This is a genomic window from Aminobacter niigataensis (assembly GCF_014200015.1).
GTDB lineage: Bacteria > Pseudomonadota > Alphaproteobacteria > Rhizobiales > Rhizobiaceae > Aminobacter > Aminobacter niigataensis.
Map to the genome: position 1 here is coordinate 1,776,845 of NZ_JACHOT010000001.1, position 24,689 is coordinate 1,801,533.

At 62.5% G+C, this 24,689-nt stretch carries 22 protein-coding genes; 10 read left to right on the forward strand and 12 right to left on the reverse strand.

Annotation, left to right across the window (positions count from 1 at the left end; genetic code table 11):
• Positions 1-2: 2 nt before the first annotated feature.
• The gene (locus GGQ99_RS08870) at positions 3-863 is read right to left on the reverse strand and encodes a TIGR01459 family HAD-type hydrolase (RefSeq protein WP_183262109.1); all 861 of its coding nucleotides are present in this window, start codon (positions 861-863) and stop codon (positions 3-5) included.
• A 254-nt stretch (positions 864-1,117) separates the two neighbouring features.
• On the opposite strand from GGQ99_RS08870, the gene GGQ99_RS08875 reads away from it, so the two are divergent.
• Complete coding sequence (locus GGQ99_RS08875; protein ID WP_108608635.1) at positions 1,118-3,085, forward strand: TadE/TadG family type IV pilus assembly protein; 1,968 nt, start codon at positions 1,118-1,120, stop codon at positions 3,083-3,085.
• Positions 3,086-3,145: 60 nt separating this feature from the next.
• Here GGQ99_RS08875 and GGQ99_RS08880 read toward each other — a convergent pair whose 3' ends face one another.
• The 3 genes from GGQ99_RS08880 to GGQ99_RS08890 form a co-directional block, all read right to left on the reverse strand.
• On the reverse strand, positions 3,146-4,684 hold the full coding sequence (locus GGQ99_RS08880) for a DHA2 family efflux MFS transporter permease subunit (RefSeq protein ID WP_183262112.1): 1,539 nt from the start codon (positions 4,682-4,684) through the stop codon (positions 3,146-3,148).
• 113 nt (positions 4,685-4,797) lie between these two features.
• Positions 4,798-5,934, reverse strand: coding sequence for an HlyD family secretion protein (locus GGQ99_RS08885; protein WP_108608637.1), 1,137 nt, complete (start codon positions 5,932-5,934; stop codon positions 4,798-4,800).
• Entirely contained in the window at positions 5,931-6,401 is a 471-nt protein-coding gene (locus GGQ99_RS08890; RefSeq protein ID WP_183262399.1) for a MarR family winged helix-turn-helix transcriptional regulator, read from the reverse strand. Before GGQ99_RS08890 ends, GGQ99_RS08885 begins: the two co-directional genes overlap by 4 nt.
• A 141-nt stretch (positions 6,402-6,542) precedes the next feature.
• Here GGQ99_RS08890 and GGQ99_RS08895 point away from each other — a divergent pair, with 141 nt between their 5' ends.
• The 3 genes from GGQ99_RS08895 (at position 6,543) to groL (ending at position 9,331) form a co-directional block, all read left to right on the forward strand.
• On the forward strand, positions 6,543-7,157 hold the full coding sequence (locus GGQ99_RS08895; RefSeq protein ID WP_108608639.1) for a thioredoxin domain-containing protein: 615 nt from the start codon (positions 6,543-6,545) through the stop codon (positions 7,155-7,157).
• A 157-nt stretch (positions 7,158-7,314) separates the two neighbouring features.
• Positions 7,315-7,611 (forward strand): co-chaperone GroES, encoded by a 297-nt coding sequence (groES, locus tag GGQ99_RS08900; RefSeq protein WP_018427182.1) that lies wholly within the window; start codon positions 7,315-7,317, stop codon positions 7,609-7,611.
• Positions 7,612-7,675: 64 nt separating this feature from the next.
• Complete coding sequence (gene groL / locus GGQ99_RS08905; protein ID WP_108608640.1) at positions 7,676-9,331, forward strand: chaperonin GroEL; 1,656 nt, start codon at positions 7,676-7,678, stop codon at positions 9,329-9,331.
• 256 nt (positions 9,332-9,587) lie between these two features.
• On the opposite strand, the gene GGQ99_RS08910 is transcribed toward groL, so the two are convergent.
• Positions 9,588-11,036: a patatin-like phospholipase family protein gene (locus tag GGQ99_RS08910; protein ID WP_108608641.1), complete on the reverse strand. Its 1,449-nt coding sequence runs from the start codon at positions 11,034-11,036 to the stop codon at positions 9,588-9,590.
• Positions 11,037-11,165: 129 nt separating this feature from the next.
• Between GGQ99_RS08910 and GGQ99_RS08915 the strand changes: the two genes are divergently transcribed.
• The 4 genes from GGQ99_RS08915 to GGQ99_RS08930 all read left to right on the forward strand — a co-directional run bounded on the left by GGQ99_RS08915 (position 11,166) and on the right by GGQ99_RS08930 (position 14,011).
• The gene (locus tag GGQ99_RS08915) at positions 11,166-11,345 is read left to right on the forward strand and encodes a CsbD family protein (RefSeq protein WP_183262114.1); all 180 of its coding nucleotides are present in this window, start codon (positions 11,166-11,168) and stop codon (positions 11,343-11,345) included.
• A 181-nt stretch (positions 11,346-11,526) separates the two neighbouring features.
• On the forward strand, positions 11,527-12,924 hold the full coding sequence (gene fumC, locus GGQ99_RS08920) for a class II fumarate hydratase (protein WP_055978863.1): 1,398 nt from the start codon (positions 11,527-11,529) through the stop codon (positions 12,922-12,924).
• 117 nt (positions 12,925-13,041) lie between these two features.
• Positions 13,042-13,464 (forward strand): DoxX family protein, encoded by a 423-nt coding sequence (locus GGQ99_RS08925; RefSeq protein ID WP_108608643.1) that lies wholly within the window; start codon positions 13,042-13,044, stop codon positions 13,462-13,464.
• 133 nt (positions 13,465-13,597) lie between these two features.
• Positions 13,598-14,011 carry a DoxX family protein gene (locus GGQ99_RS08930; RefSeq protein WP_183262116.1) on the forward strand — a complete coding sequence of 138 codons (414 nt, stop codon included), beginning with the start codon at positions 13,598-13,600 and terminating at the stop codon, positions 14,009-14,011.
• On the opposite strand, the gene ppx is transcribed toward GGQ99_RS08930, so the two are convergent.
• Both ppx and GGQ99_RS08940 read right to left on the reverse strand, forming a co-directional pair.
• Positions 14,004-15,539: an exopolyphosphatase gene (gene ppx, locus GGQ99_RS08935; RefSeq protein ID WP_183262117.1), complete on the reverse strand. Its 1,536-nt coding sequence runs from the start codon at positions 15,537-15,539 to the stop codon at positions 14,004-14,006. The genes GGQ99_RS08930 and ppx overlap by 8 nt on opposite strands.
• Positions 15,539-17,746 carry an RNA degradosome polyphosphate kinase gene (locus tag GGQ99_RS08940; protein WP_108608646.1) on the reverse strand — a complete coding sequence of 736 codons (2,208 nt, stop codon included), beginning with the start codon at positions 17,744-17,746 and terminating at the stop codon, positions 15,539-15,541. Before GGQ99_RS08940 ends, ppx begins: the two co-directional genes overlap by 1 nt.
• Before the next feature lie 206 nt (positions 17,747-17,952).
• Between GGQ99_RS08940 and GGQ99_RS08945 the strand changes: the two genes are divergently transcribed.
• Together GGQ99_RS08945 and GGQ99_RS08950 are read left to right on the forward strand one after the other, a co-directional pair.
• Positions 17,953-18,201: a zinc-finger domain-containing protein gene (locus tag GGQ99_RS08945; protein ID WP_055978849.1), complete on the forward strand. Its 249-nt coding sequence runs from the start codon at positions 17,953-17,955 to the stop codon at positions 18,199-18,201.
• A 16-nt stretch (positions 18,202-18,217) separates the two neighbouring features.
• Positions 18,218-19,441 carry an FAD-dependent monooxygenase gene (locus GGQ99_RS08950; RefSeq protein ID WP_183262120.1) on the forward strand — a complete coding sequence of 408 codons (1,224 nt, stop codon included), beginning with the start codon at positions 18,218-18,220 and terminating at the stop codon, positions 19,439-19,441.
• On the opposite strand, the gene GGQ99_RS08955 is transcribed toward GGQ99_RS08950, so the two are convergent.
• From GGQ99_RS08955 to GGQ99_RS08975, 5 genes are all read right to left on the reverse strand, one after another.
• Entirely contained in the window at positions 19,396-20,073 is a 678-nt protein-coding gene (locus GGQ99_RS08955) for a TIGR02117 family protein (protein WP_108608649.1), read from the reverse strand. The two genes, GGQ99_RS08950 and GGQ99_RS08955, sit on opposite strands and share 46 nt — an antisense overlap.
• A 116-nt stretch (positions 20,074-20,189) precedes the next feature.
• Positions 20,190-20,993, reverse strand: coding sequence for an amino acid ABC transporter ATP-binding protein (locus GGQ99_RS08960; RefSeq protein ID WP_055978835.1), 804 nt, complete (start codon positions 20,991-20,993; stop codon positions 20,190-20,192).
• 23 nt (positions 20,994-21,016) lie between these two features.
• Positions 21,017-22,171, reverse strand: a complete 1,155-nt coding sequence (locus tag GGQ99_RS08965) for an amino acid ABC transporter permease (protein ID WP_108608650.1) — start codon at positions 22,169-22,171, stop codon at positions 21,017-21,019.
• 9 nt (positions 22,172-22,180) lie between these two features.
• Entirely contained in the window at positions 22,181-23,371 is a 1,191-nt protein-coding gene (locus GGQ99_RS08970; protein WP_183262122.1) for an amino acid ABC transporter permease, read from the reverse strand.
• Positions 23,372-23,434: 63 nt separating this feature from the next.
• Positions 23,435-24,463, reverse strand: coding sequence for an amino acid ABC transporter substrate-binding protein (locus GGQ99_RS08975; protein ID WP_055979263.1), 1,029 nt, complete (start codon positions 24,461-24,463; stop codon positions 23,435-23,437).
• Between the last annotated feature and the right edge of the window lie 226 nt (positions 24,464-24,689).

The following is a 24,689-nucleotide window of genomic DNA, read 5'->3' on the forward strand; positions in this document are numbered from 1 at the left end:
GCCTACCGAAGCCTTGGAATGGTGGCCACCGGTGCGTAACCATGCTTGTCGAGAAACGCTGCAAGCTTGTCGGCATCGGGTGCCAGTGGATCGCCATAGTCGCGGGCGTGAATGCCGCCCGAGACATAAAGAACGTCGACGCCGTTGTCGGCGGCACCCTTGACGTCGGTGAACATGCCGTCGCCGATGGCAAGCGCTTCGGATGCCTTGACCTCGCGGCCGAGTACTTCGCCGGCAGCGGCGAGTGCCGCCTCATAGATCGGCCGGTGCGGCTTGCCCGAAACCAGCGTACGACCGCCAAGCTGGCCATAGTCACGCGCCAGCGCTCCAGCGCACCAGATCAGTTCGTGACCACGCTCGACCACGATATCAGGGTTGGCGCAGATGAACGGCAGGTTGCGGGCCCGCAGGCGCCGCAGCATCTCGGCATAGTCGTCGGGCGTTTCGGTCTCGTCGTCGAAAAGCCCGGTGCAGACCACGACGGACGCCTCGAACTCCTCGACCAGATCGACATCGAGACCGTCATAGATCGGGAAGTCGCGCTCAGGCCCGATATGGAAGACGCGGCGCGGCCCGGAGCTGATCAGGTCGCGCGTCACGTCACCCGAGGTGACGACGCGATCCCAAGCGGAAGTCGGCACGCCGAGGTTCGCCAGTTGTACGATGACACCGTCGCGCGGGCGCGGTGCGTTGGTGATGAGCACGACGGCCACACCCTTCGCGCGTGCCGCCTCAAGCGCTGCCGCTGCTTCCGGGAAAGCGTGCACACCATTGTGGATGACGCCCCAGACGTCGCACAGCAGGGCCGAGTAGCGGCCCGTGAGGGCTTCGAGCGACGCGATTGATTGCGGCAAACCCGCCATTGTCTGTCCTTCGATCGTTCCCAAAGGGGGAGTTTTGGCCGAGCGGCCAGGAAGCCCGGAATTATCCGAACCAGCCCTGCCTGTCACCAGCTTTCGCGGCATGACGTCCCAACACCGACGAAACCGCAGTTCGCCCGCAGGCACATTGGTTATCGCTTTACTAAGCAATCACTCATATTTCTCGCGATTTCGAGAACCGCAAATTTAAGGATTTCATGAGATCGTCCCTAGGTTGAGCTTGGGGAAGCAATCCAATGATCCGCAAATTCCTGAAGGATACGCGCGGCAGCTATGCCATTCTGACGGTCGCAGCGATGGTGCCGATCATGGGCGCGCTGGCGCTTGCCATCGATTACGCGGAAGTGTCGCGACAGCGCGAGGTGGTGCGCAACGCACTCGATGCTGCCGGCATGGCGGTTGCGCGGCGAATTCTCGATGGCAAGCCGGGCGAACAGCCGACGGACGACCAATTGAAGGCTTATGCCACCGATTTCTTCAACAACAATCTCGGCTCGGTCAAACCTGCCAACGCCCCGCTGAAGGTGACGCTTCCGAACGCCGAATTCGGCGGCGGAACCTTGGAAATGGAGTCCACGCTCAAATATGAGCCATATTTCCTGCCTGCTGCAGCCGCGCTGATAGGCAAGTCCAGCAGTGACATTGACCTGAACTTTGTCGTCCGATCGGGCATCCGCCTGAAGAACACGCTGGAAGTAGCTCTGGTGCTCGATAACTCGGGATCGATGAGCTACCTCGGATCTGGCACCGGCCAGAAACGCATCGACTTGCTGAAAAACGCATCCAAGCAGCTTGTCGACACTCTGGCTATGCAAGCCCTGCAGATGAAACAGATCGACAAGCCGGTTCAATTTGGGCTTGTGCCCTTTGCGGCCTCGGTCAATGTCAGCCCCACCAATGCGAACCAGTCATGGATGGATGTCGACGGAATCTCGCCGGTCCATCACGAGAATTTCGACTGGTCTACATTGAACGCATCAAACAAGTACGCCGAAAAGACGGGCGATGTCTGGTACAAGCGGGGCAACGGCTGGGGTGAAACAGAGGACACCCCGCTGACACGGTTTTCGCTTTACATGGACACCGAGAAAGTCGTGGCGCGCGAGTTCGTCGAGACCAGCCGCGAATGGGTCTGCGTGAAGAAGAAAAACGGCAAATGCCAGACATATGACTGGAAGATCGAGGGATACAACGTCGATATTCCCGGGCCTTTCGCGACCTGGCAAGGCTGTGTCGAGGCGCGGCCAGCCCCCTACAACAACAACGATGTCACTCCCAGCACGAGCAATGCTGCGACACTCTTCGTGCCGATGTTCGCGACCGACGAGCCTGGCGACAATTGGGCAACCGAGACGGACAGCACCCCAGACGACCGCAACGCGGTCAACAATTGGTGGAACGATGGCATCGAGGGTTCCGACACACTGACCAACAATCGCTCCCGTCAAAAGAACATGACGAAGTACTTCGATATTCGTCCCTTCGATGCCGACCCTCCCAAGAAGGGCAACGGGCCAAATTACTCCTGCACGACAAACCCGATCACCCCGTTGCGGGATGTCAGCAAGGCGGACGAGAAGCAGCAGATCAAGGCCGCGATCGACGAGATGACGCCAAGCGGCAACACCAACGTGCCTGAAGGCACTGCTTGGGGCTGGCGTGTTGTCTCGAGCGGAGCCCCCTTCACCGAAGGCAGGGCGGACGGTGAGAGGGGAAATGACAAGGTCGTCATCGTGCTCACCGACGGCGCCAATACCTATGGCGACCTTGGAAGTGCCGATCCTGCCGGCAACAAATCGACATATGCGGCATATGGCTACACGGGCAAGGGCTACAATGGCAGCGGCACCAGCCGCATCTTCATGGACACCAGTTCCGCTGTCGGCAAGTCCACCTACACCAGCGAGAACTACCAAGCCGCGATGGACGAGCAGATGCAGCAGGTCTGCACCAAAGCCAAGGGAACAAGTGCCCGCAATGACCAAGGCGAAGGCAACGACAGCATTATCGTCATGACCGTCTCCCTGGATCTCACCGAAGCCAAGAGCGATGAGAAGAAGGCTATCGCCGCTCTCAAGAATTGTGCGTCCTATTCCCGCACGACGGTTGGGAAGAAGCTGTATTGGAATGCCACCGGCGACACCCTGATGCAGGTCTTCAAGGAAATCGCGGACGAGCTGTCCAACCTGCGCATCGTCAGCTGACGCAGACTGTCACCGACGGACAAAAGGCGCCCTCCCTCGCGGACGGGCGCCTTTTTCATGTCAGTCCATATGTGCAGCCGGTGCACCGGCGGCGGCCTGCGCCTTCGGCTTGCGTAGCAGCAACGCCAGGGGGATGGCGCAGAGCGAGACGATCATCATCAGCTTGAAATCGTCGATGTAGGAAATCATCAGCGACTGGATGTTGACTAGGCCGTCGACCTGCGACAAGGCGGCCGGGTTGCCGGCGGCAGCGCCCGGCGACAGCGCCATCAGGTTGGGGTTGAAGAGCGTGATGTTGGCCGACAGCTCGGCGTGGTTGATCTGAACGTTACGCGTCAACAGCACCGTGACAATCGAGATGCCGATCGAGGAGCCGATGTTGCGGACGAGGCTGAACAGGCTCGCGGCATCGGTCCGATGTCGCGGCTCCAGCGTCGCGAATGCCACCGTCGACAACGGCACGAACACCAGGCCCAGCCCAAGCCCCTGGATCACGCCGGTCGAGACGATCAGGAAGGCATCCATCTGCGGCGTGAAACCGGTCATGTAATAGAGCGAGATCGCCGTCAGCAGCAGGCCCGCGACAACCAGGTAGCGGTTGTCGACCAGCCGTACCAGCCGCCCGACGAGCAGCATCGCGACCATCGTACCGACGCCGCGCGGCGCCATGACCAGGCCGGTGGTGATGGTGGGATAGCCATAGATGCGCGTCAGCATCGGCGGCAAAAGCGCCAGGCTGGCGAGCAGGATGACACCAATGACAAAGATGAACACCAGCCCGGTCACGAAATTGCGGTCGGTGAATATCTTGGGGTCGAGGAACGTATTCTTGGACGTCGCCATGTGCACGGCGAAGACCCAGAAACCGGTGATGGCGAGCCCAAGCTCGATCCATATCTCGACAGCCGAGAACCAGTCGACTTCGCCGCCACGGTCGAGCATGAGCTGGAACGCGCCAACGCCGAGCGACAGCATGGCGAAGCCGAAGAAATCGAAACCGCGCAGGCGTTTGACCACTGCCGGCAGATAGGCGGCCGAGCCCATGAAGGCGACGATGCCCACCGGCAGGTTGATGAAGAACACCCAGCGCCAGTTGAAGCTCTCGGTCAGCCAGCCGCCAAGCGTCGGGCCGATGATCGGGCCGACCATGATGCCGGCGCCCCACATGGCCATTGCCTGGCCGTGGCGTTCCTTGGGGTTGATGTCGAGCAGGAAGGTCTGGCTGAGCGGCACGATCGCCGCGCCGAACACGCCCTGCAGGACGCGGAACAGCACCATCGACTCCAGGCTCCAGGCTACGCCGCAGAGCATCGACATGATGGTGAAGCCGACCACCGAAACGAGGAACAGTTCCTTGCGGCCGAAGCGATCCGACATCCAGCCGGTCAGCGGCGTCATGATGGCGGCGGCGACGATGTAGGACGTCAGCACCCAGTTGATCGTGTCCTGGGAGGCGCCGAGGTCGCCGACCATCGAGGGCAGCGCGACGTTGGCGATGGTGGTGTCGAGCACCTGCATCACCGTCGCAAGCATGATGGCGACGGTGATCAATCCGCGATGCGGCACATCGGTGAGAGACTTTGCGGCTGCCTGGCTCATTCGACCAACCTTTGGGACCTTGTGGTCGTCAAGCGGCGACCGGAAAACCGGAGGGCCGGCCGCATATGGCGGCCGGCTCGATCCTGGACTTTATGCGCACCCTTGGTGGGGTGTTATTCCGCTGCCACCGCGTGGCCGAAGATGCTGCCAAAGCCGCGCGAGACACCGGTGTCGATCGACACGGTTGCGCTCATGCCCGTGCGCATGGCCAGCCCGCCGTCGGCGGTATCGACCTTGACGCGCACCGGAATGCGCTGGGTCACCTTGACCCAGTTGCCGGTGGCGTTCTGTGCCGGCAGCAGCGAGAATTCCGCGCCGGTGCCCGCGCCGATCGCCTCGACCGTGCCCCGGAAGGTACGGTCCGGATAGGTGTCGAGCACGATCTCCGCCTCCTGGCCCGGCTTGATATGGGTCAGCTGCGTTTCCTTGAAATTGGCCTCTACCCAGGTGTCGCCGGTCTCGACCAGGCTGAACAGTGCGGTTCCGGCGCCGACATACTGGCCGATCTTGAAGGATGCTGCCTGCGAGACCACGCCATCCGCGGGAGCACGCACCGTCGTCTGGGCCAGATCGAAAGCTGCCTTGTCGCGTGCTGCCAGCGACGACAGCACCGTGGGATGCTGGTCGGCCTCGATGTCCGGGTTGCCGCCGAGCGCCGCCTTGGCGCTGACGATGCCCTGCACGGCAGCGCTGTGCTGTTCCTGGGCCTTGTCGAGGTCCATGCGGGCCTCGTCCAGGGACGACTTGGTGTTCACGCCCTTGGTGACGAGCCCGTTGCTGCGATCGAACTGCGCCTGGGCGTAATCGAGACCGCTGGCCGCTACACGCTCCTGTGCCACGGCCTGGCTATAGCCGGCACGAAGCTGCTCGACATTGAGCCGTGCAGCCGCAAGTGCGGCATCGGCCTGGGCCAGCGCGATCCGGTAAGGCTCGGGATCGACCTGGAACAGCTCGTCGCCAGCCTTCACGGCAGTATTGTCGGCGACGTCGACCTTGACGATCCGACCGGCCGCCTCCGAGGCAATGTTCACCCTGGCCTGGCGCAGATTGGCGTTTTCGGTTTCCTGATAGCGGCCGCCGGTCACCCAGAAATAGCCGCCACCGACCACCAAGGCCAATGGCAGTGCAGCCATCAGCATCAAGCGTCCACGCTTCTTCGGCGCCGGTGCGGGCGCTGCCGGCGGAAGCTGGCTTGCCGCCGCGAGTTCGACCTTTGCGCTGTCTTCGTTCACTTTCGCCACCGCGTTCATTTCGTCTTCTCTCTCAAACAATTCGCATCGGCGGGTTCGCCCGCGGAAAGGTTGTCGACTATGGTACGCAAGGCATGGACCGTGGCGAGGCGCTCTTCGTCGGAAAGTCCGCTCAGCGCTCGCTCGTAGACCTCACCCGCAACGGCCTTGACCTTGGAAAAGGCCTCAAGTGCCCTTTCGGTAGGGAAAATCATGCGCACACGCCTATCGGAGGCGCCTTGCCGGCGCTCGATCCAGCCGCCCGCCTCCATGCGGTCCAGCAGCCGCGACACGCTGATCGGCTCGATTTCGAGAAGTTCGGCAAGGCGCGCCTGCGCCACACCCTCATCCTTGACCAGCCTGACGAGCAGTCGCCATTGCGCTGCCGACAGCCCGAACTCACTGCCGCGCTGCTCGAAATTGCGCCGTATCAGGCGCGCCGCGTCATGGATGAGGAAACCCAGCCTTTCGGTACCGTCATTTTTCATGAGCGGCATATATTATAAGCATGCTTACCATTCAAGGACTAATGTTACGCCTGGCATAGGCGCCCGCGCGACGATTAGGCCCCTGTTAATCACGGCCGCACATCGTTTACGAAAAGGACCACACGCCACGGGACCGATTGCATGCAAAACCCGCCGCCGAACCGGCGCTATCTCCTGAAAGCCCTTGCCGGCATGGGCGTCTTGGCACCCTTGCCGCTCTGGGCCGCGCCTCTGCCGACGGTGGAGGAAGTCGCCTTCGACCCCGACATCCCTGCGCTGGGCAATCCGGATGGCAACGTCACCGTAGTCGAGTATACGGACTACCAGTGCCCCTACTGCAAGCTGAGTTACATCGAACTGTCGAAAGTAATGGCCGAGGACGGCAACATTCGACTCGTGCTCCGCGACTGGCCGATCTTCGGGCAGGTTTCCCGCAACGCAGCGCTCCTGACGCTGGCGTCGCACAGCCAGGGGCGTTACGCCGAGGCCGTGAAGACGCTGATGACGGCCAACGAGCGCCTGACCTTTCGCAGCACCGCCAATCTTCTCAGCGATGCCGGCATCGACGTCGAGTTGGCCCGGAACGAACTCGGCGCGCGACAGGATATCTTCGTCAGCCTGCTGACGCGAACCGAAGAGCAGGCCAAAGCCTTCCAGCTCAAGGGCACCCCTGGCTTCCTGATCGGCAAGTCGCTGTACAAGCGTGGCATGACGGCCGACGACTTCCGCAAGGCCATCGCCCAGGCACGCGCCTAATTCGCCGAAATCTGGCTGTCGTGAAGCTGTCGTTCCCTTGACAGTAAAAGGGCGACAGACTATCTCACCGTCACGTTAGCACTCGCCTGAAGTGAGTGCTAACCAAGTCCGGCCAGACCGGACCGAGGGTTCTCAACAGTCCACCGAGGAAGTTCAAATGGCAAAGTCGAAGTTCCGCCCGCTTCATGACCGCGTGGTCGTTCGCCGGGTCGAATCCGAATCCAAGACCGCCGGCGGGATCATCATCCCCGATACGGCCAAGGAAAAGCCGCAGGAAGGCGAAATCGTCGCCGTCGGCTCTGGCGCGCGCGATGAAGCCGGCAAGCTCGTTCCGCTGGACGTCAAGGCTGGCGACCGCGTGCTGTTCGGCAAGTGGTCGGGCACCGAAGTGAAGCTCAATGGCGAAGACCTTCTGATCATGAAGGAATCCGACATCATGGGCATCATCGGCTAATCGCCACCCATCCGCACCATCCAATCTGAAATTCGGGCCTCCAAGGCCCATCGAGGAGCTTAAAATGGCTGCCAAGGAAGTAAAATTCTCCCGCGACGCCCGCGAGCGCATGCTGCGCGGTGTCAACATCCTCGCCGACGCGGTCAAGGTGACCCTCGGCCCCAAGGGCCGCAACGTCGTCATCGACAAGTCGTTCGGCGCCCCGCGCATCACCAAGGACGGCGTCACCGTCGCCAAGGAAATCGAGCTTGAAGACAAGTTCGAGAACATGGGCGCGCAGATGGTCCGCGAAGTTGCTTCGAAGACCAACGACATTGCCGGCGACGGCACCACGACCGCGACCGTTCTGGCCCAGTCGATCGTTCAGGAAGGCCACAAGGCCGTTGCCGCCGGCATGAACCCGATGGACCTGAAGCGCGGCATCGACCTGGCCGTGGCTGAAGTCGTCACCCACCTCGTCAAGAGCTCGAAGAAGATCAAGACTTCGGAAGAAGTCGCGCAGGTCGGCACCATCTCGGCAAACGGCGAGAAGGAAATCGGCTCGATGATCGCGGAAGCGATGCAGAAGGTCGGCAACGAAGGCGTCATCACGGTTGAAGAAGCCAAGACCGCCGAGACCGAGCTTGAAGTCGTCGAAGGCATGCAGTTCGACCGCGGCTACCTCAGCCCCTACTTCGTCACCAACCCCGACAAGATGGTTGCTGACCTCGAAGACGCCTACATCCTCCTGCACGAGAAGAAGCTGTCGAACCTCCAGGCCATGCTGCCGGTCCTCGAGGCCGTCGTGCAGACCTCGAAGCCGCTGCTCATCATCTCGGAAGACGTCGAAGGCGAGGCTCTGGCCACGCTCGTCGTCAACAAGCTGCGTGGCGGCCTGAAGATCGCTGCCGTCAAGGCTCCGGGCTTCGGCGATCGCCGCAAGGCCATGCTGGAAGACATCGCCATCCTGACCGGTGGCCAGGTCATCTCCGAAGACCTCGGCATCAAGCTCGAGAACGTCGGCCTCAACATGCTCGGCCGCGCCAAGAAGGTGTCGATCTCCAAGGAGAACACCACCATCGTCGACGGCGCCGGCAAGAAGGCAGAGATCCAGGGCCGCGTCGCCCAGATCAAGCAGCAGATCGAAGAGACCACGTCGGACTACGACAAGGAGAAGCTGCAGGAACGTCTCGCCAAGCTGGCAGGCGGCGTTGCCGTCATCCGCGTCGGCGGTGCGACCGAGATCGAGGTCAAGGAGCGCAAGGACCGCGTCGACGACGCGCTGAACGCAACCCGCGCCGCTGTTGAAGAAGGCATCGTTCCTGGCGGTGGCGTGGCTCTGCTGCGCGCTTCGCTCGCCATCAAGGCGACCGGCGAGAACTCCGACCAGGCCGCCGGCATCAACATCGTCCGTCGCGCTCTGCAGGCTCCGGCCCGCCAGATCGCTTCGAACGCTGGTGCCGAGGCTTCGATCGTTGCCGGCAAGATCCTCGAGAACAAGACGGCTACCTTCGGCTACAACGCCCAGACCGGCGAATACGGCGACATGATCGCCTTCGGTATCGTCGATCCGGTCAAGGTCGTTCGTACCGCTCTGCAGGACGCAGCTTCGGTTGCCGGCCTGCTCGTCACCACCGAAGCCATGATCGCCGAAGCTCCGAAGAAGGACTCGGCTGGCGGCGGCATGCCTGGCGGCATGGGCGGCGGCGGCATGGGCGGCATGGGCGGCATGGATTTCTAATCCAGCCATCTGGCTCAAGCTTACGGAAAGGGCGCCTTCGGGCGCCCTTTTTCTTTGCGTCAAAGATTCCAGAAGAAATTTACAATCAGGCGGAACCTTTTCCGGATGTCGACGTTTTGAACCTGTCCGAGGCACGTCCGGATGGAGCAATCCTGAAGGAAAACCAAAGGACAAATAGGACGCCTCCAGCACTTCAACAGGTGCGGGAGGCGTTCTCTATTGTGCCTGTGAACGGCCAGCTTTGTGCCTGGAGCGATCAGCGCGTGCCAGATGCCATCGCCAGCGGTTCGCGAACACCCGCCGACATGCGGATCTCGGCGACAGCCCTTTGCAGCGGGCCATTGACCCGAAGTGCCTCGCGGCCGGCCGCGATCGTCAGGTCGACCTGATCGACCGGCAAGCTCAACCGTGTCGGCACGCGGTTGAGCTTGGCCTGCTGCGACGGGTCGAGATCGCCGAACGAAAGGTGCTCGACCACCAACTGCACATCCCTGCAATTCCAGCCGGCCAAGGTGCCGCGGTGACGCCGCACCGCTTCGGCAGACAGGCCGCATCGATAACGGATGAGTTCGCCACGCCATTCGCCGACAGCGAATGTGAGCGCGTCGAGCTGGTCGCGCACCAAGGCCGCCATGGTCGTCTCGGTGACCGCTTCGAGCAGATTGCCAAGCCTTGGGCCCCTGATCGTGTCGCCCCAGTTGACCTCTGCAGCGCGGCCGGCGTCCGCCACGATGAACAGCAGCTTGCGCAGCTTGACCGCGGCAGCCGGCGAAAGCGGGCCGTAGGGCGTGCCGGCGGCTGAACGCTCGATGGTAAAGCCGGTGATGCCGAGATTGTCGGTCAGCCCGCCGTCGAGCAGCTTGACGTAATCCAGGCTGTCGGTCTCGTGGTAGGACCGGATGGCGCCGGCATAGGCCTTGAGCCTGACCGATGCATCGGGATCGGCGAGCGCCCGGCTCAGCCATTCCGGCTGGCGGTAGCCGCAATCCGGCTTGAGGGCCGAAACAACGACCGGAGCGAAGACGACGGGTACGGCGGCCGAAGCCGCAACGGCGTCGGCAAGCCGGACCTTGTCCAGATCGCTGCACAGGGCGGCGAAGGTGTCATAGGTAAACAAGAACGGCGTGCGATTGTAGATGTCGGAAGCATTGATCCAGACGATCGGGCCATCCGGCCGCCTGAAATCCTCATAGGTCGCGCCGTTGAAGAGATTGTCGTCGAGCCATTTGGCAAAGCCATTGCGGTCGTTGACCCCGCCATTGAGCGCGCGGATCAGGTTTACCGGCGACAGAGTCGACTTCCTGAGATTGGCTTCGGCATTCTGGATGAGGAATTTTTCGCGGAAGTCGCGATAGTCGTCCCTGCCCTTGTAGCCGAAATAGGATGCGGCGACCGCGCCGCCCGAGGCACCCGAAATCATGCGTATGTCGTCGGCGAGGCTGCGCCTGACCGGGGTCTCGTCGATGACCATGTCGTCGAGTTCGCGCAGCACGCCATAAGCGAAGGCCGCAGCGCGCGTGCCGCCGCCGGAGAACGCCAGCCCGACCACAGTCGAGCCGTCGTCGCCGGGATCGGGGATGAACTCCGGCGATGCAAGCCCGACCTGCGAAGTGAGGACATTTATCGGGCCGACATCGTCCGCGACGCAGCCCGCGGACAACAGACCTGCAGCGATCGCAAGGACACGACCAAATGCCAATCGCATGCAACTCCCCCTTGGCACTCGATTTCCGCCTGAACCTAACCGGATCGATATGCCCTCGCAACGGATCGGCGGCCGGAACCCTTGGCGGTTCCGGGCGTTGAAGGTCGCACCAGCCACAGGAGATGCGAAATGGTGAACAAGGACCAGGTCAAGGGCGTTGCCAAGCAGGTTGCCGGCTCCGTCAAGGAAGCAGCAGGCAAAGCCAGCGGCAACAAGGAAACCCAGGCCAAGGGCACCGCCGAGAAGATCGTCGGCAAGGTGCAGAAGGCCTATGGCGATACCAAAGAGAAGATCAAGAAGGCGCTGTGAACCACGCGCACCGATAGGAAACGAGGCGGCTGGGCCGCCTTTTTTCATGCCCGGAGCGTTACAGCTGAAATGACTTCCAACTTGAACCGATTAGCTTTCCCGACCGGACCATTCTCCGCTTGATGCCTTGGGTGCAACGCGATAGGCCGTTGCCCGCAACGACATTTTCGGAGACCTGATCGTGACAGCCCAGAAGACCAGAACCGAGACCGACACCTTCGGACCGATCGAGGTCGCTTCCGACCGCTATTGGGGCGCGCAGGCGCAGCGCTCTCTGGGCAATTTCAAGATCGGCTGGGAAAAGCAGCCGCTCTCCGTCGTGCGCGCACTGGGCATCGTCAAGCGCGCCTGCGCCGAAGCGAACATGGCGCTTGGCCGCCTCGACCCCAAGGTCGGCAACACCGTGGTGGCAGCCGCCCAGGAAGTCATCGACGGCAAGCTCAACGACCATTTCCCGCTCGTCGTCTGGCAGACCGGCTCGGGCACGCAGTCGAACATGAACGCCAACGAGGTGATCTCCAACCGCGCCATCGAAATGCTGGGCGGCGAGATGGGCTCGAAGAAGCCGGTCCATCCCAATGACCACGTCAACATGAGCCAGTCGTCGAACGACACCTACCCGACGGCCATGCATATCGCCTGCGCCGAGCGCATCGTCCACGACCTCTTGCCGGCGCTGAAGCACCTGCATGCCGCCCTCGACAAGAAGGCACGCGAATTCGACCATATCATCAAGATCGGCCGCACCCACACCCAGGATGCAACGCCACTGACGCTGGGCCAGGAATTCGGCGGCTATGCCGCGCAGGTCGCCTCGTCGATCAAGCGCATCGAACTGACACTGCCGGGCCTGCAGGAACTGGCCCAGGGCGGCACCGCGGTCGGCACAGGCCTCAACGCGCCGATCGGCTTTGCCGAGAAGGTGGCCGAGCAAATCGCGGCCATCACCGGCCTGCCTTTCGTCACAGCGCCGAACAAGTTCGAAGCGCTTGCCGCACACGACTCGATGGTCTTCTCGCACGGCGCCATCAACGCGGCCGCCGCCTCCCTGTTCAAGATCGCCAACGACATCCGCTTCCTCGGCTCGGGCCCGCGTTCGGGCCTCGGCGAGCTGGCGCTGCCCGAAAACGAACCCGGCTCGTCGATCATGCCGGGCAAGGTCAACCCGACCCAGTGCGAGGCGCTGACCCAGGTCTGCGTCCAGGTCTTCGGCAACAACGCAGCACTTACCTTTGCCGGCAGCCAGGGCCATTTCGAACTCAACGTCTACAACCCCGTCATGGCCTACAACTTCCTGCAATCGGTGCAGTTGATGGCGGACGCTGCGGTCTCGTTCACCGACAACTGCGTCGTCGGCATCGAGGCGCGCGAGGACAACATCAAGGCTGCCCTCGACCGTTCGCTGATGCTGGTCACCGCCCTGGCGCCGACCATCGGCTACGACAACGCCGCCAAGATCGCCAAGACCGCGCACAAGAACGGCACCACGCTGCGCGAGGAGGCCCTCGCCACCGGCCTGGTCAGCGCCGAGGACTACGACCGCATCGTCCGTCCTGAGGACATGACCCGGCCGGGTTGAGGTACCCAGCGCAAATTCATTCCATTAGTGAACGATCTGTCGACACATTCGCACCTTTAGTGAACAGTCGAAATCCGTTAGGTGTGGGGCATCGAAATTCAACGGAGCCCCACCCCAATGTCCAACGCTTCCATCGCTTCTGAAAAGGCCGTCAGCGGCAACGCCTCGGCCCTTATCCTGGCAGGCCGCGTCCTGCTTTCGGTCATCTTCATCCTCGCCGGCTTTGCCAAGCTGACCGCCATTTCCGGCACCGCCGGCTGGTTTGCCAGCATCGGCCTGCCCGCTCCGACCGTAACGACGGTCGTTGTCGGCCTGGTTGAACTGGTCGGTGGCATCGCCGTCCTGGTCGGCTTCCAGACCCGCATCGCCGCCATCCTGCTCGGCGTGTTCACGCTGGCCGCTACTGCTATCGCCCACACCGACTTTGCCGATCAGGTCCAGATGATGTTCCTGCAGAAGAACCTGGCGATTGCCGGCGGCCTGTTCGTGCTCGCCGCCTTCGGCGCCGGCGCCCTGTCGATCGACGGCCGTCGCAGCTAAGTTTTAGAAATTCCTCCCAAGGAATGGCCCGGGCTTGTCCCGGGCTTTTTTGTGCGCCAATACCGCCGCGGCGCGATGTGGTGACTTTGCAAGAATGCGGGCGCATTCTCGGCGGACCATCGAGGGTGCGCCAATGCTCGGGAACGCGTCGTTGCTGCTTGCGAGATTGCTGATTGCGGCACTGTTCGTACCGGCCGGCATCAGCACCTTGTCCAATGTCGCCGGCGCCGCCAGCTACTTTGCCGGACTTGGCTTTCCGCTGCCGACATTGGTCGCGTTGGGTGTCGGCCTGTTCGAGCTGATTGGCGGCGTGCTGGTCCTGGTCGGCTTCCAGACCCGCATCGCCGCGCCACTGCTTGCAGCGTTCGCGCTGTCTGCGGGTTTCATCGGCCACTACGGTCAGGGTGGCGACGACCCGGCACTGCTTTTCATGCACCAGCAGGCGCTGATGAAGGACATCGCCACGGCAGGCGGCTTGCTGGCGCTATCAGTGGCAGGCGCCGGGGCGATCTCGCTCGATCGCATGCTCCGACGCCAGGCTATTTGACCGAGGTACTTGGCCCGTCCTCGACCGCCAGCACCAGCTTGCGGCCGGTAACCTTGGCGAGTTGTGCCAGCCGGCCCGCAGGACGCTCGCCATAGAGCTGGCCAAATTCAGCGGGGATGACCAGCGCCAGCACGCCCCCGCCCCTGTCTTCCCAGCGCAGCTTGGGCATGACGCCGGGCATCGAGGCAGAGAGCAGATAAACCACGCGCATCATCGCGCCGAGGATGCGCGCCCGTTCGAGATAGCGTGGCGTCGCCAGCTCCTTCAGTTCGGGTGCGAAGCTGTCGTTGAAGACACCGTCATGGCGGAAAAGGTTGGCCAGGGCCAGAAATGCACGGCCGGGATGGTCGACTCCGATGAACGAGGCGTGCGCGATGATGTTGAGCGACTGCCGGCCGCGATATTCGGGATGCGCGCGCCAGCCGATGTCGGCAAGCAGGCAGGCGGCATGGCGATATCGCGCCTCCTCCTCGGTCTCATCGATGCCGAAGGCAGCGAATGCCTGCTTGGTCCACTCGGTCAATTCACGGGCATGGCGCACAGAACGTGCGCGCAGGACCGCCAGTTCCTCGGCCGCCGAGATCAGTGGATCGGATCGACGTACTTCCTCATCGAGCAGCGAAAACAGAAAGCCCTCGCGCACGCCCAGTGCCGACACGACAATCTTCGATGGCTCCATCGCGGCGATGATTTCCTGAAGCACCACAGCACCATAAGGGAGCAACGTGCGGCGGTTTTTCGACACGCCCTCGATGCCCTTGAGCTTTTCGACGTCGCCGCGTGCCACCTGCTTGAGAAACGGGATCATACTGGCAGGGTCGAGCTGGTAGTGATGCATCACCTCCAGCGGATAGTTGGTGACGCCCATGTGCAGCCGGGCGAGGTTTCGCCAGGTGCCGCCAACGGCATAGAAGGTCCTGCCTTGTCCGCCCTTGAGCAGTTTGGCACGCATCAGCTCGGTGCGGGCGATCTTGGCTGCCACGACGGGCGAACCTTTGGCCATGTCCTGGAGACGCAGTCCGCCCAGCGGAAGCGTGATGCCGTCGCCGATGTCCTCGCCCCTGACGTCGACCAGTTCGAGGCTGCCGCCGCCAAGATCCCCGGCGATGCCGTCGGCGGGGTGGAAGGCGGAGATCACGCCCAGCGCCGAGAAATGCGCTTCCTCGCGGCCAGTAAGCACCTGTATCTCGGTGCCGAGCACGCGCTCGGCGCGCTCGATGAAATCAGGACCGTTGATGGCCTCGCGGGCGGCAGCGGTCGCCAGCACATACATCTTCTCCGCGCCCGACTGCTCGGACAGCGCGCGAAAGCGCCGGAACTCTTCCATCGAGCGGGTCACGCCCTCCGGATCGAGCTTCCCAGTCGAGACGATGCCGCGGCCAAGGCCAGCCAGCATCTTTTCGTTGAACAGAAGGGTCGGCGAGCGCGCCAGGCCCTCATAGACGACGAGACGTATGGAGTTCGAGCCGATATCGATGATCGACAGCGGTCGGCGGTCCTTGAGCCGGCCCTGCGAAAGCTCGGCCATCAGCTGGCCGCCGCCTCCGCCTTCTTGCGACGTTTGAACTGGGCGATGCGTTTGGGTGCATGGGACTTCAGCGCGTCACCCCGTCCGGACAGGCTCGGATTGGTCATGAAATATTCCTGCGCGTTGAATGGCTCTTCGCCCTCGTCCAGCGTCACCCGGCGCGAGGTACCATCCGCCAATACTTCGAAACTTTGCTGGTTGTCCATGATGTTTCCCAGCATCACCTGGCCAAGCACCTGCTCGTGGACGGTCGAATGCGTGGCGATCGGGATCATGCATTCGACACGGCGATCAAGGTTGCGCGGCATCAGATCAGCCGAGCTGATATAGACCACGGCTTCGTCCGAAGGCAGGCCGTGGCCGTTGCCGAAGCAATAGATGCGGCTGTGCTCGAGGAAGCGGCCGACGATCGACCGGACGCGGATGTTCTCCGACAGTCCGGGCACCTGCGGCCTCAGGCAACAGATGCCGCGTACGACGAGGTCGATCTCGACGCCGCTGCGGCTCGCGTCATAAAGCGCGTCGATCACGTCAGGATCGACGAGCGAGTTCATCTTCATCCAGATCTGTGCCGGCCGGCCTGCGCGGGCATGTTCGACCTCGTCAGCGATGTGCTTGAGGATGCGGCTGCGCAGCGTATAGGGCGACAAGGCGATGCACATCTCGTCCGCCGGCTCGGCGTAGCCGGTAATGAAGTTGAAGATCTGCGCCACGTCGCGCGCGATCGCCGAATCGGTGGTGAAGAACGACAGGTCGGTGTAGATGCGCGCGGTGATCGGGTGGTAGTTGCCGGTGCCGAGATGGACGTAGTTGCGCAGGCGGCCGTCCTCGCGCCGAACCACCAGCGACATCTTGGCGTGCGTCTTGAGCTCCAGGAAGCCGAACACGACCTGCACGCCGGCGCGTTCGAGATCGCGCGCCCAGCGGATGTTGGCCTCCTCGTCGAAGCGAGCCTTGAGCTCGACCAGTGCGGTCACCGACTTGCCGGCCTCGGCGGCGTCGACAAGGGCGCGCACGATCGGGCTGTCGTTGGACGTGCGGTAGAGCGTCTGCTTGATCGCCACGACCTCGGGATCGATCGCTGCCTGGCGCAGGAACTGCACCACCACGTCGAACGATTCGTAGGGGTGGTGGACGACGAAGTCCTTCTCGCGGATCGCAGCGAAACAGTCGCCGCGATGCTCGCGGATGCGCTCGGGAAAACGCGGATTGAAGGGCGGGAACTTCAGGTCGTCGCGCGGCACGGCGACGATCTCGGAAATCTGGCTGATGGCCAGCGGGCCGCTGAGGACGCTGATGCGGCTCGCCGAAACGCCCAGTTCGCCGGCAACGAAATCGCGCAGTTGGGATGGCATCTGGCTGTCGAACTCGATGCGGATGACCGAGCCGCGCCGACGCCGCTTCAATGCGGTCTCGAACAGCCGCACAAGATCCTCGGATTCTTCCTCGACCTCGATATCGCTGTCCCGAATGATCTGGAACGTGCCCGATCCCTTGACCTCGTAGCCGGGGAAAAGCTTACCGATGAACAGGTTCACCGTCTCCTCGATCGGGATGAAACGCACCGAGCGCTTGCGGTCCGGCAGCCTGATGTAGCGCTTCAGCGCCACCGGCAGGCGCAGCAGCGCCGTCATCTCCTCGCCGCTCTTGCGATGACGCAACTGCAGCGCGATCGAGAAGCCAAGATTGGGAATGAACGGGAACGGATGTGCCGGATCGATCGACAGCGGCGTCAGTACCGGGAAGATCTGCTCCATGAAGTGGTCCTCGAGCCACTTCCTTTCGTCCTTGCCGAGATCGGCCGCCGCTATGCTCTCGATACCCTCGAGCTTGAGCAGTTCCATCAGGCTCGACAGGCTCTTCTGCTGGTCTTCCTGAAGCCGTTCGACCTCGAGCAACAGCTGATTGAGCTGCTGTTCGGGGGTGCGCCCGTCGGCACTGCGGACGGTGATGCCTTCGCGCACCTGGCCGGCAAGACCGGCGACGCGGACCATGAAGAACTCGTCGAGATTGCCGGCCGAAATCGACAGGAAGCGGACGCGCTCCAGCAACGGATGGTTCGGGTTCTGCGACTGTTCGAGCACGCGCCGGTTGAACTGCAACCAGGAGAACTCCCGATTGACGAAGCGGTCGGGGTTGCCGTCGATTGCGCCGGTCGGCGACTTGTCGTTGACGAAATCGGTATGGACCGGCTTCAACTGATTCATATGCAAACCTTCCCCACTGCCGCGTTCCGCCGCTTATCCGGCTCAACTTATCCTCTGACAGGCAATTGCGACAGTTTCATTTCAGCATCTTGCAAACCCGCTGCTTATGATACAAACGCTGTCGAATAACGGCGTCGCGCGCCCTGTGGACGCGCCGAAGACGCCATGGCATTCATGCGCGCAGTTCCTCAGAAGGGAAAAACACCATGGCCGGCGGCTCCATCCCCCACTTCCAGAACGATGCTGGACATGCCGTGATCGAAATCGGCGTGAAGGAATTCATGTGCGTGGGCGCCAACCCGCCCTTCGACCATCCGCATGTGTTCCTCGACATGGGTGCGGATGCCGAAAAGGTCTGCCCCTATTGCTCGACGCTCTATCGCTACTCGTCCAAGCTGAAGGCCACCGAGACGCTGCCGCAAGGCTGCCTCTACGTGGTCGACCGCGCAGCCTGACCCGCAAGCCGCGGTCATGCAATCGCGGCAGATAGTGGTTGCCGGAGCTGGCATTGCCGGGCTCACTGCAGCAATCGCCTTTGCAAGACACGGCTTTAGCGTTCGCGTTTTCGAACGCTCGCCGGCGCTTGAGGAAGTCGGCGCGGGGCTCCAGCTCTCCCCCAACGCAACCCGCATCCTCGACCGTCTTGGCGTGCTCGACCTGGTTAGCCCGTCGACCGTACGACCGGAGGCGGTGGTATTGCGCGATGCTGCAACCCTGAGCGAACGGGCGCGTGTGCCGCTGGGTGCTGCCGCAGAGCGCCGCTGGAAAGCCCCTTATCTGGTCGCCCACCGCGCCGACCTGCAGAGCGCGCTGCTCGCACGAGCGTCGGAAAGCCCATTGATCGAGATCGTGACGGACGCCACCGTCAGCGGGGTCGAGGCACAGGCAAGCGGCAACAGGATAACACTCACGCAAGCGGGCATCGTCTCCCACGAGCAGGCCGCGCTGCTGGTTGCAGCGGATGGCGTCTGGTCGTCGAGCCGGCGCCTTGTCGGCCCCAACGAAAAGAGCCGCTTCACCGGCGAACTGGCCTGGCGCACGACGCTTTCCGCCGATGGCGACGTCGGCCGGCATTTTGCCTCCCTGAGCTCCCCGGCCATGGTGACGACCTATCTTCACGCAGGCTTCCATCTCGTCGCCTACCCGATCCGGGCGGGGGCGGCGATCAACCTCGCCGCATTCACCCCGGGCAACTCGATAGCCGAGCAATGGTCGGGCGAGACCGATGCCAATGCGTTGAAACGCGCCATGCGCGGTACGGCTCCTGCTCTGTCCAGGCTGATCGACGAATCCGGGCCATGGACGGTCTGGCCCTTGCACGCCGTCGACCCGACCCGGCCCTGGACCGCGCCAAGCGGCATCGCCCTTATCGGCGACGCCGCACACGCGATGACGCCCTTCGCCGCCCAGGGCGCGGCTATGGCGATCGAGGATGCGTTCACCCTGGCCGACGCCGTTGCCTCTGGACCCAACACTGCCAACGCATTGTCGCAGTGGGAGATGCTGCGGAAGCCGCGCGTGCGGAAAGTGGCGCGGCGCGGCGCGCTCAACCGCCTTGCCTGGCATGCCGCCGGGCCGGTGGCGATGGCACGCAACCTGTTCCTGAAGCTCAAGTCGCCGGACAGCCTCGCAGCCGACATGGATTGGCTTTACGGCTGGACCCCGCCCGGCTGGAAAGACGACGGCCGGTTGTAGAGGCCAAGAGACCAGTTGAGCGTCGCAGGCAGCGGGTTCCACCAGCCGGTCGTCAGTCCGGCCTGGCGCAAGGCGGCGGCTGTCCAGGTGTTGCAACCGGCAAGCGCGTTGAACTTGCCGTTGGCGTCGAAGAAGCCGTCATAGGCACCGTACGCAACCCCGGGAATGCGTTGAACGCCCGCACTGCCCCGCTCGAAGCTGCCGTCGATGAAGTCGAGCAGGGAGGCAAAACCTGCCTCGCTGATGTCGAACCGGCTGACCGTGGGTTGCGGCAGCGCTATTTCGCCGGCCAGGTCGACATGCATCACCGAGTTGTCGAGCGTCAGCGCCGCAAGCACAGGCGCGGGCTTCAGCTCCGACCATGTCGGCGTGCCGATATAGAAGGCCTTGCTGCCCCAGCCGAACACCAGATAGCGCGCCGCCGGCAGGTCGGCCTGAATGCCGGCATCCAGCAGGAAGTCGAATTTTTCCAGCACGCCATCATCGATCGGCACAGCGATGTCAGTGTGGATCGGGTTGGTGAAGACGAGAATGTGGCGCGACGTTGCATCGCCTGCCGCAGCGCCGCCGAACAGCGGCCTCGGCACCAGGGTACCGAGCGCCACACCGGCGGCAACCAGCAGGGCAAGCATGCCTAGAAGACGTATTGCTCTTCGCAACGACTCTACATCCCTGCTGCTCTTTGCGGGTTCCAACAAAAAAGCCCGGCCGAAATACGACCGGGCTTCGCGGAATTTTCCAGCCGAGCCTAGTGCAGGATCTGGCTGAGGAAGAGCTTGGTGCGCTCGTGGCGCGGATTGTCGAAGAACTCGCCCGGCGTGTTCTCCTCGACGATCTGGCCCTGGTCCATGAAGATCACCCGGTTGGCGACCTTGCGGGCAAAACCCATCTCGTGGGTCACGCACAGCATGGTCATGCCCTCTTCGGCGAGGCCGACCATCGTCTCCAGCACTTCCTTGATCATTTCCGGATCGAGCGCCGAGGTCGGCTCGTCGAACAGCATGATGCGCGGGTTCATGCACAGCGACCGCGCAATCGCCACGCGCTGCTGCTGGCCGCCGGACAGCTGGCCCGGATACTTGTTGGCCTGCTCGGGGATCTTGACCCGGCGCAGGAAGTGCATCGCCTGCTCCTCGGCCTGCTTCTTCGGCGTCTTGCGCACCCAGATCGGCGCCAGCGTGCAGTTCTCGAGGATGGTCAGGTGCGGGAACAGGTTGAAGTGCTGGAACACCATGCCGACTTCGCGGCGGACCTCGTCGATCTTCTTGAGATCGTTGGTCAGTTCCTTGCCGTCGACGATGATCTTGCCCTTCTGATGCTCCTCCAGGCGGTTGATGCAGCGGATCATGGTCGACTTGCCTGAACCGGACGGACCGCAGATGACGATGCGCTCGCCGCGCATGACCCTGAGATTGATGTCCTTCAGCACGTTGAACTCGCCATACCATTTGTGCATGCCGACGATGTCGATGGCGACATCGGTGTCCGAGATATGCATCTTCGCCCGATCAACCTTGATCTCGTCGGCGCTGACTGCGTTTTCGATGGCCATGGGCCGTTCCCTTTTGTTGTTCGTTATCGCTTATGCCCGGTGTCGAGCCGGCGCTCCATGAAAATAGAATAGCGCGACATGCCGAAGCAGAATATCCAAAAGACAAGGGCTGCGAAGACAAGCCCCGAAGCCGGAGTCTGCGGCGAAGCCCAGGCCGCATCGGAGAAGTTCTGACGCACGACGCCGAGCAGGTCGAACATCGAGATGATGTAGACCAGACTGGTGTCCTTGAACATGCCGATGAAGGTATTGACGATGCCGGGAATGACCAGCTTCAACGCCTGCGGCAGCACGATCAGGCCCATCTTCTGCCAGTAGCTGAGACCGAGCGAGTCGGCGCCCTCGTACTGCCCTTTCGGTATGGCCTGCAGGCCGCCGCGCACGACTTCGGCCATGTAGGCCGACGCGAACAGCGACACCCCGATCAGCGCGCGCAGGAACTTGTCGAACGAGACGCCCGCCGGCAGGAACAGCGGCAGCATGACGCTTGCCATGAACAGCACCGTGATCAGCGGCACGCCACGCACCGTCTCGATGAAGATGACGCAGAGCATCTTCACAACCGGCATCTTGGAGCGCCGACCGAGCGCAAGCAGGATGCCGAAAGGCAGTGAGACCACGATGCCGACAAAAGACAGCGTAAGCGTCACCAGCAGACCGCCCCAGAGCGGGGTCTCGACATGCGGCAAGCCAAACACGCCACCGATCAGCAGGAAGTAGGAAACGACCGGAAGCACCAGGAAGAACAGGACAGAATTGAGCCCCTTGCGCGGGATGCGTGGAACCAGCAGCGGCACCAGCAGCGCCACGAACATGATCGCCACCAGGATGACGCGCCAGCGCTCGTCCAGGGGATAACGGCCAAACATGAACTGGCCGAACTTTGCCTTGACAAACGCCCAGCAGGCGCCCGACCAGCCGTCGGGCTGGATGCCGCCCTGCGCCACGGTGGCGCAGAACGTTCGATCGGTGCCGGTCCACTGGGCATTTACGATGGCCCAGTTGAACAGCGGCGGCACGATCATCGCCACGATGAAAAACCCCACGATCGACAACACCGAATCAAACGGGTTGGCAAACAGGTTCTTGCGCATCCAGGCCAGCGGCCCACGCTCGCGAAGCGGCGCCGGCTGTGGCAGCGCCATTTCGGTGCGGACGTATCCGATATCTTGCGACATGCCCGCCTCCTACCTTTCCACCAGCGCCATCTTGGCGTTGAACCAGTTCATGAAGGCTGACGTGATCAGGCTGAGACCGAGATAGACGACCATCCAGATGACGACGATCTCGATGGCCTGGCCCGTCTGGTTGAGCACCGTGCCGCCGACCGCAACCAGGTCCGGATAGCCGATGGCGATCGCCAGCGACGAGTTCTTGGTCAGGTTGAGGAACTGGCTGGTCAGCGGCGGAATGACAATGCGCAGAGCCTGCGGCACCACCACCAGCCTAAGCGCCTGCGCGGACCTGAGGCCAAGTGCTGCGGACGCCTCGCTCTGTCCGCTGCTGACGCCCCGGATGCCCGCGCGGACGATCTCGGCGATGAAGGCTGCGGTGTAAAACGACAAGGCAAGGTACAGCGACAGGAATTCCGGTTTGATTTGCAGGCCGCCGGTCAGGTTGAACGTCGACTTCTGCGGAAAGTCGAAGCTGAGCGGAAAGCCCGTCGCGACCAAGGCCAGGAACGGCAGGCCGACGATCAGCGCCAGCGACGTCCAAAACACGGGAAATGTCGCGCCCGTGGCCATTTGCCTTTGCTTGGCACGCCGGGCGACGAACCAGGACATGGCAAGGCCGAGCAGCAGCGCCACCGGGACCAGCATCGATCCGTCGCCCCAGACCAGCTTCGGAAAATAGAAGCCACGGCTGTTGAGGAAGGAGCCGAAGGGCAGTTCGATGCTCTCCTTCGGCAGCGGCAGCACAGAAAGCACGCCGAAATACCAGAAGAAGATGACGAGCAGCGGCGGAATGTTGCGGAACAGCTCGACATAGACCGTGCAGATCTTGCGGATCAGCCAGTTGTGCGACAGCCGGCCGATGCCGATCAGGAAGCCCAGAATCGAAGCGGTGACGATGCCGGCGGCAGCCACAACCAAGGTGTTGATGAAGCCGACAAGCAAAGCGCGCCTGTAGGTCGAATCCGAATCGAAGGCGATCAGCGTATCGCTGACGTCGAATCCGGCGCGGCCGTTGAGAAAGGCGAAACCCGAAGCAATATTGGCGCGCTTCAGGTTTTCGACGGTATTTCCAATGATCCAGTAGACGAACGCCACAAGCGCAACGATCACGAGGACCTGGAAGAAGATGCCGCGCACCTTCGGATCGTAGAAAAGCGACGCGCGGCCGCCCCCTACGTCTTGGGGTATGTCCTGCGTAGCCATCGGAAGTCCCTCTGAAAGAGTAACCGGAAGGCAGAAGATCTGCCTTCCGGACGAGACTTCGGATCAGCGGATGGGCGGCGCGTACTGCAGTCCACCCTTGGTCCAGAGCGCATTGATGCCGCGGGCGATCTTCAGCGGGCTGCCCTGGCCGACATTGCGTTCAAAGACTTCGCCGTAGTTACCCACGGCCTTTACGATGTTGACGACCCAGTCGTTGCCGAGGCCGAGATCGGTACCGATCTTGGTGTCCGCTTCAGTTCCGAGGACGCGCTTGATCTCGGGATTGCCCGATGCCTTCATCTCCTCGACATTGGCCTGGGTGATGCCCAGTTCCTCGGCGGTCAGCAGACCGAAATAGACCCACTTGACGATGTGGTACCACTTGTCGTCGCCCTGGCGCACGGCAGGTCCGAGCGGCTCCTTGGAGATGATCTCGGGCAGCACGACGTGATCGTCGGGCGAGCTGAGCTTCAGGCGGATACCATAGAGACCCGACTGGTCAGTGGTGTAGACGTCGCAACGGCCGGCGTCATAGGCAGCGTCGACTTCTTCCAGCTTCTCGAAGACGACCGGGCTGTACTCCATCTTGTTCGCCTTGAAGTAGTCGGCGAGGTTGAGTTCGGTCGTCGTGCCGGTCTGCACGCAGACGGCGGCGCCCGACAGCTGGAGAGCGGAATTCACGCCCGGCAGCTTCTTGGCGTTGATCATGAAGCCCTGGCCGTCATAATAGGTGACGCCGACGAAGTTCAGGCCAAGTGCCGTATCGCGATTGATGGTCCAGGTGGTGTTACGCGACAGCATGTCGATTTCGCCCGACTGAAGTGCCGTGAAGCGCTCCTTGGCCGAAAGTGGCGTGAACTTGACCTTGGTGCCGTCGCCAAAGATCGCAGCAGCCACGGCGCGGCAGAAATCGACGTCCAGACCCTGCCAGTCACCTTTGTCGTTCGGCGCCGAAAAACCGGCCAGGCCGGTGCTGACGCCGCATTGCAGAAACCCCTTAGCCTTGACGTCCTCGAGCGTGCCGGCCGAAGCGGCAGTCGCCATAAGGCCGAGCGCAGCAGCCCCGAGAATGCCTGAAATGATGTATTTCATGACCCACGAACCCTTTTCTGTTTTTTCCAGGCTGTTGCCTGTCTTTTTAATGTGTGAACTCAGCATCCCCTATCCGGCCCATATCCGGATTGCGCACCTTGCCGGTGCGCTTTGCTGCAGTCCGGTTCACAAATGCCATCGAAGGCGATAATTCTTGTTAGGTCAAGCAATAAAGGCCTGCCGCCGCCGGCTCCGCCTTTAGTATTAGTCCGGCCTTGTCGCGCAG

Bases quoted from the DNA above. Each gene is read 5' to 3' on its own strand.
- GGQ99_RS08885 (WP_108608637.1), bottom strand. From the start codon at position 5,934: ATGAACGCGGTGGCGAAAGTGAACGAAGACAGCGCAAAGGTCGAACTC.
- GGQ99_RS08965 (WP_108608650.1), bottom strand. From the start codon at position 22,171: ATGTCGCAAGATATCGGATACGTCCGCACCGAAATGGCGCTGCCACAG.
- GGQ99_RS08930 (WP_183262116.1), top strand. From the start codon at position 13,598: ATGCTCGGGAACGCGTCGTTGCTGCTTGCGAGATTGCTGATTGCGGCA.
- GGQ99_RS08880 (WP_183262112.1), bottom strand. From the start codon at position 4,684: ATGAGCCAGGCAGCCGCAAAGTCTCTCACCGATGTGCCGCATCGCGGA.
- GGQ99_RS08910 (WP_108608641.1), bottom strand. From the start codon at position 11,036: ATGCGATTGGCATTTGGTCGTGTCCTTGCGATCGCTGCAGGTCTGTTG.
- GGQ99_RS08915 (WP_183262114.1), top strand. From the start codon at position 11,166: ATGGTGAACAAGGACCAGGTCAAGGGCGTTGCCAAGCAGGTTGCCGGC.
- GGQ99_RS08895 (WP_108608639.1), top strand. From the start codon at position 6,543: ATGCAAAACCCGCCGCCGAACCGGCGCTATCTCCTGAAAGCCCTTGCC.
- GGQ99_RS08940 (WP_108608646.1), bottom strand. From the start codon at position 17,746: ATGAATCAGTTGAAGCCGGTCCATACCGATTTCGTCAACGACAAGTCG.
- GGQ99_RS08950 (WP_183262120.1), top strand. From the start codon at position 18,218: ATGCAATCGCGGCAGATAGTGGTTGCCGGAGCTGGCATTGCCGGGCTC.
- GGQ99_RS08890 (WP_183262399.1), bottom strand. From the start codon at position 6,401: ATGAAAAATGACGGTACCGAAAGGCTGGGTTTCCTCATCCATGACGCG.
- GGQ99_RS08870 (WP_183262109.1), bottom strand. From the start codon at position 863: ATGGCGGGTTTGCCGCAATCAATCGCGTCGCTCGAAGCCCTCACGGGC.
- groES (WP_018427182.1), top strand. From the start codon at position 7,315: ATGGCAAAGTCGAAGTTCCGCCCGCTTCATGACCGCGTGGTCGTTCGC.
- GGQ99_RS08955 (WP_108608649.1), bottom strand. From the start codon at position 20,073: ATGCTTGCCCTGCTGGTTGCCGCCGGTGTGGCGCTCGGTACCCTGGTG.
- GGQ99_RS08975 (WP_055979263.1), bottom strand. From the start codon at position 24,463: ATGAAATACATCATTTCAGGCATTCTCGGGGCTGCTGCGCTCGGCCTT.
- GGQ99_RS08945 (WP_055978849.1), top strand. From the start codon at position 17,953: ATGGCCGGCGGCTCCATCCCCCACTTCCAGAACGATGCTGGACATGCC.
- GGQ99_RS08925 (WP_108608643.1), top strand. From the start codon at position 13,042: ATGTCCAACGCTTCCATCGCTTCTGAAAAGGCCGTCAGCGGCAACGCC.
- groL (WP_108608640.1), top strand. From the start codon at position 7,676: ATGGCTGCCAAGGAAGTAAAATTCTCCCGCGACGCCCGCGAGCGCATG.
- ppx (WP_183262117.1), bottom strand. From the start codon at position 15,539: ATGGCCGAGCTTTCGCAGGGCCGGCTCAAGGACCGCCGACCGCTGTCG.
- GGQ99_RS08875 (WP_108608635.1), top strand. From the start codon at position 1,118: ATGATCCGCAAATTCCTGAAGGATACGCGCGGCAGCTATGCCATTCTG.
- GGQ99_RS08960 (WP_055978835.1), bottom strand. From the start codon at position 20,993: ATGGCCATCGAAAACGCAGTCAGCGCCGACGAGATCAAGGTTGATCGG.
- GGQ99_RS08970 (WP_183262122.1), bottom strand. From the start codon at position 23,371: ATGGCTACGCAGGACATACCCCAAGACGTAGGGGGCGGCCGCGCGTCG.